The 4,693-nt window shown below is 38.7% G+C and carries 6 protein-coding genes and 1 pseudogene; 6 read left to right on the plus strand and 1 reads right to left on the minus strand.

What is annotated here, in order from left to right:
• The first annotated feature begins 2 nt into the window (after positions 1-2).
• The 6 genes and pseudogenes from FC814_RS23805 (at position 3) to appY (ending at position 3,157) form a co-directional block, all read left to right on the plus strand.
• Positions 3-59 carry an IS1 family transposase gene (locus FC814_RS23805; protein WP_003032489.1) on the plus strand — a complete coding sequence of 19 codons (57 nt, stop codon included), beginning with the start codon at positions 3-5 and terminating at the stop codon, positions 57-59.
• A 55-nt stretch (positions 60-114) separates the two neighbouring features.
• Positions 115-345, plus strand: coding sequence for a hypothetical protein (locus FC814_RS22150; protein ID WP_137326473.1), 231 nt, complete (start codon positions 115-117; stop codon positions 343-345).
• A 9-nt stretch (positions 346-354) separates the two neighbouring features.
• Entirely contained in the window at positions 355-1,395 is a 1,041-nt protein-coding gene (locus tag FC814_RS22155; protein WP_137326474.1) for a tail fiber domain-containing protein, read from the plus strand.
• Between the two features lie 42 nt (positions 1,396-1,437).
• Positions 1,438-1,731 carry a hypothetical protein gene (locus tag FC814_RS22160; RefSeq protein ID WP_000355602.1) on the plus strand — a complete coding sequence of 98 codons (294 nt, stop codon included), beginning with the start codon at positions 1,438-1,440 and terminating at the stop codon, positions 1,729-1,731.
• A gap of 19 nt (positions 1,732-1,750) precedes the next feature.
• A pseudogene (locus FC814_RS22165) lies at positions 1,751-1,861 on the plus strand (tail fiber assembly protein); the annotation flags it as partial.
• Positions 1,862-2,407: 546 nt separating this feature from the next.
• Entirely contained in the window at positions 2,408-3,157 is a 750-nt protein-coding gene (appY, locus tag FC814_RS22170; RefSeq protein WP_000386784.1) for a DNA-binding transcriptional activator AppY, read from the plus strand.
• Between the two features lie 249 nt (positions 3,158-3,406).
• Here the strand turns inward: appY and ompT are convergent, their stop codons facing one another.
• Positions 3,407-4,360 (minus strand): omptin family outer membrane protease OmpT, encoded by a 954-nt coding sequence (gene ompT / locus FC814_RS22175; protein WP_137326475.1) that lies wholly within the window; start codon positions 4,358-4,360, stop codon positions 3,407-3,409.
• Positions 4,361-4,693 lie beyond the last annotated feature (333 nt).

Here is a 4,693-nt window from a genome sequence, read left to right on the forward strand (position 1 = left end):
CGGTGGAGCTGCATGACAAAGTCATCGGGCATTATCTGAACATAAAACACTATCAATAAGTTAGAGTCATTACCAACACTTAAATTTGCCGACAGGGCCGATTTTTCGGCCTTTATGGATAGCACTGGCTATTATGATGATGAGTCGATGCAGGATGATATTCTTATTGACGTGATAGGTAACGTGTACAAAGAAACCGGAGAACTGAATGAAGATGGCGAACCGGTATGTGTTAAGGAAGACGAATATTTTGTAAACGTGCGCATCATTAATGATGTGAAAACACCGTCAATATTCGATGAATACGTGGTTGCTGTTGAGCATCAACTTCGTGGCTGGATGTGAGGAAGAAAAATGGCTACATCGACAGTAATTCCTGATGACATCAAAACGCTAAAATCCGACGTTAGCAAATTAAAAAACGATCAAGGAAGCTACGCAACAAAATCATATGTAGACAGCAAAGATGAAACCGTTGGTGACTGGTCTGCTTCATGGTATCAGCAAGTATTGCCAACTAGCGGAGCTATATTTGGGAGAAAACTCCGCTCAACTCACAGGACGGCAGGTGTTGAGGATGCGTATTGCGAACTATACCTCAAAAAATGGATAGACAGTCCAGGTAACGCAATGGCGCGCCTTAACCTGAACGATAACGGGACAAACATTTGCTGGGACTTTACCAACCTTTATGGCGGTACGATGATTTTTCCCGGTGACAGCGGATACCTCAAAATGGGTAACTGCCTTATGTCATACAGCAAGCGTGGAAGTAACGCGCTTATTAAATTTGATTACACCGACACATTACAGATCAAATATGCTAATCATGGGTCAACCATGACATTAAACACACAGGGAACCGCTCACGCTGGCGTAACAACTAGACTATGGGGTAATTCTAGCCGTCCGGTTGTTTATGAAGTTGGCGTAGATGAGGCTCTGTATATGTTCTACGCACAGAAAACTACCAGCAATACCTACGAATTAACGGTTAACGGCGCGTGCAATGCAAGTGCATTTAATCAAGGCTCTGACCGGGATCTGAAAGACAATATTCAGGTGATCGATAATGCAACCGACCGCATTCGTAAAATGAACGGCTATACATACACGCTTAAAGAAAACGGTATGCCTTACGCTGGTGTTATTGCACAAGAAACCCTGGAAGCCATCCCCGAAGCCGTAGGGGCTATGATGAAATATCCAGACGGCGGGAGTGGATTAGATGGAGAAGAAGGTGAACGGTATTACACTGTAGATTATTCTGGTGTTACTGGCTTGCTTGTTCAGGTAGCCAGAGAGTCAGACGACAGGATAACAGCACTGGAAGAAGAAAACGCAGAATTAAGACAAAGATTATCTGCAATTGAGGCGGCGCTTGCGTCTAAATAATATTAAGGGGCCGAGCGCCCCATTTTATTGGGTAGGATGAAAATGGATATAACACCTTTCCTTCATGCACTTTGTGCTGTGGCTGCGCAGCTACTGATTGGTCTTTTTACCGGGAACTGGGCTTACGGAGCGATAGCCGGTTGTACGTTCTTCATTGCGCGTGAACACACCCAGGCAGAATATCGCTGGATCGAAATGTTCGGGCATGGCAAGCGAATGAATATGCCGTGGTGGGGCGGTTTTGATACACGTGCATGGGATGTGGCAAGCCTGATGGATTTTGCTGTGCCGGTGGTGGCGTGTCTGCTGGTCTGGCTGTTGGTTAATCGTGGGTGAAAAAAGGTGAGCTGTATATGCAACGGAGGAAGAAACCCCGTTGCTGGAAGCCTGGAAAAAGTATCGGATGCTGCTAAACCGTGTGGACACTTCCGTAGCACCAGATATCGAGTGGCTTATTCAACCATAATAAACAGTATGTATATCATAGGTTATTAATTGTGAGTTTTTTCGGTGTGTTATTTGTTTGTTTGATGTTATGCTTTTGCGCCCCAAAAAGTTGTTTAGATGTATTTTATCAATTGATTTTCAATATCGTTTAATAAAGAAAAATTAAGTAAGCTGGATGTTGGTTTTTTGTTAATTGAATGGTTCTAATAATGTTTTTTTACTGTTGTTGAATGTGACTTGATAAGAAATGCAAGTAAAAATGATACTCTTTTTATTTTAAATTCAAACGGTTGACATATATATAGCAAGAGGTTTCAGGTGCGTTGTAGTGAGTTTATGTTAATAAAAAGCATAGTAATCGTTGAAAAAATGTAACTTTGAAATACGTTAGAATAAAAAACAATATACATATAATAATTTAATCTTAAATGAAATTTATTAAAATTTGCAAACTATAATTTTGTGTATAAAAATATAAATGCACATCATCCTGATTATGATTGTGTATTTAATTGGTTGTTATTTGACTACTATCAACTTGTTTTAATTTTATGATAGGTGCAAGATGGATTATGTTTGCTCCGTAGTTTTCATCTGTCAATCATTTGATTTAATTATAAACAGGAGAGTTATCTCGTTCAAAAAAAATTCATTGTTTATTGTAAGCGACAAAATTAGAAGAGAGTTACCAGTATGCCCCTCTAAACTAAGAATTGTTGATATAGATAAGAAAACATGTTTATCCTTTTTTATCGACGTGAATAATGAGTTGCCTGGCAAATTTACTCTTGATAAGAATGGCTATATTGCTGAAGAGGAACCTCCATTATCGCTTGTTTTTTCTCTGTTTGAAGGGATTAAAATAGCAGACTCACACTCCCTTTGGTTAAAAGAAAGACTATGTATATCCTTACTTGCCATGTTCAAAAAACGCGAAAGTGTAAATTCATTTATACTAACAAATATAAATACATTTACCTGTAAAATTACTGGAATAATCAGTTTTAATATTGAGCGGCAATGGCATTTAAAAGATATTGCGGAATTGATTTATACGAGTGAAAGTTTAATAAAAAAAAGATTAAGGGATGAAGGAACGTCATTTACTGAAATATTGAGAGATACTAGGATGAGGTATGCAAAAAAACTCATAACTTCAAACTCTTATTCTATCAATGTCGTAGCCCAGAAATGTGGCTATAACAGTACTTCATATTTCATATGTGCATTTAAAGATTATTATGGTGTCACGCCATCTCATTATTTTGAGAAAATAATCGGCGTCACAGATGGAATAAACAAAACAATTGACTGATAATATTTATTACAAGTTGTCTACATGTTAATTATAATATTATACAGCGTGTTTTTTGATGTGATATTCTGGAACCATTAATTTGTAATTGGGTTGCTGTCGCCTATTTTATACACACTATAATTGATGGTTTTCTATGTGATTTAGTTAATAACCTTCTGGGTTTATTTTAAGGGTTAATTGTTACATTGAAATGGCTAGTTATTCCCCGGGGCGATTTTCACCTCGGGGAAATTTTAGTTGGCGTTCTTAAAATGTGTACTTAAGACCAGCAGTAGTGATGAAGTTATAGTTTTCTATGCCTGCTCCATTTTTGCTGTAGTCTGAAGTGTTATTATTGTGATCATAAAGTGAAGTATTACCTTTTTTATTCGTAACCCGATTCCATGCGCCTTCAACATAAACTTTTGCGTTAGGTGTGACGTAATAACCTGCATTGACTGCAACAGAATAGTAATTTTGGTCTTTGACCTTACTGCGATAAGTGATTCTTTTTCCCGGGTCATAGTGTTCATCGTTATCAGATGATTCCACCCAGCCGCTGTATTTAAATGTGCCACCTAGCTCAAAATCTTCATAACGATAACTTCCAGTCAAGCCAATGTAGGGCATTTTAAAACGTTGTTTGTAGCCGATTGCTCTTTCTCTATTCGGGAAGGAGCCGATATCATCTCTGAATCCCTCCTCAGAACTGTAGATATAGGAACCACCTCTGGCTGTAAAGCTATAACGGCTTTCCTGATATCCGGCCATGAGTCCCAGGCGGTAATTGGGTTCGTTGAGGAGCCAGCCTTTGATATTCAGATCAAATTCGTTGGCATAATTGAGTTGTGTATCAGGATGTCTACTTTCATCCGTCCAGGTTCCGGGGTTACTGGAATCCATCCAGTCCTGATCGACCATATTGCCACCTCGGCTGCCGAGTGTTGTCCAGCCAGCAGCCCCGATAGATATCTGAGGCATCAAATCCCAATTAATTGCACCTTTAATAATTGCAGCGTTATTGAATTTCCAGTCAAGTTGACTGACTTTTCGGCTTCCTTCTTCGGCTAGATAAACACGCTCTTTTGTTTTTCCGCTCAGAGTTCCAAGACTAATGTCCGCATTTATGTTGTCAGGAGTAAACGATAAAGTCTCGGTAGAAGCAAAAGAGTTGATCGCAATAGGGGTTGTCAGAACTATTCCCAGAAGTTTCGCCCGCATAAAAGTTCTCCATTCAATCGTTTTAATGATTGAATATGTATTTTTTATATCTAACTTAATGAGTCAATTACATATTGCTCCACTGTTTATATTTTGTTTAGTATTGAATGATTATCACAATGCGCTATCTGTTTTTGGTTTAATTATCTATTATTGTTTCATATTGCGGTTTTACTGTGTGGTTTTTTTGGCTTTGTTGAATAAATCGAACTTTTGCTGAGTTGAAGGATCAGATCACGTATCTTCCCGACAACGCAGGTGATGCTGCCAACTTACTGATTTAGTGTATGATGGTGTTTTTGAGGTGCTCCAGTGGCTTCTGTTTCTATCAGC

Source organism: Escherichia sp. MR, assembly GCF_005280595.1.
Lineage (GTDB): Bacteria > Pseudomonadota > Gammaproteobacteria > Enterobacterales > Enterobacteriaceae > Escherichia > Escherichia ruysiae.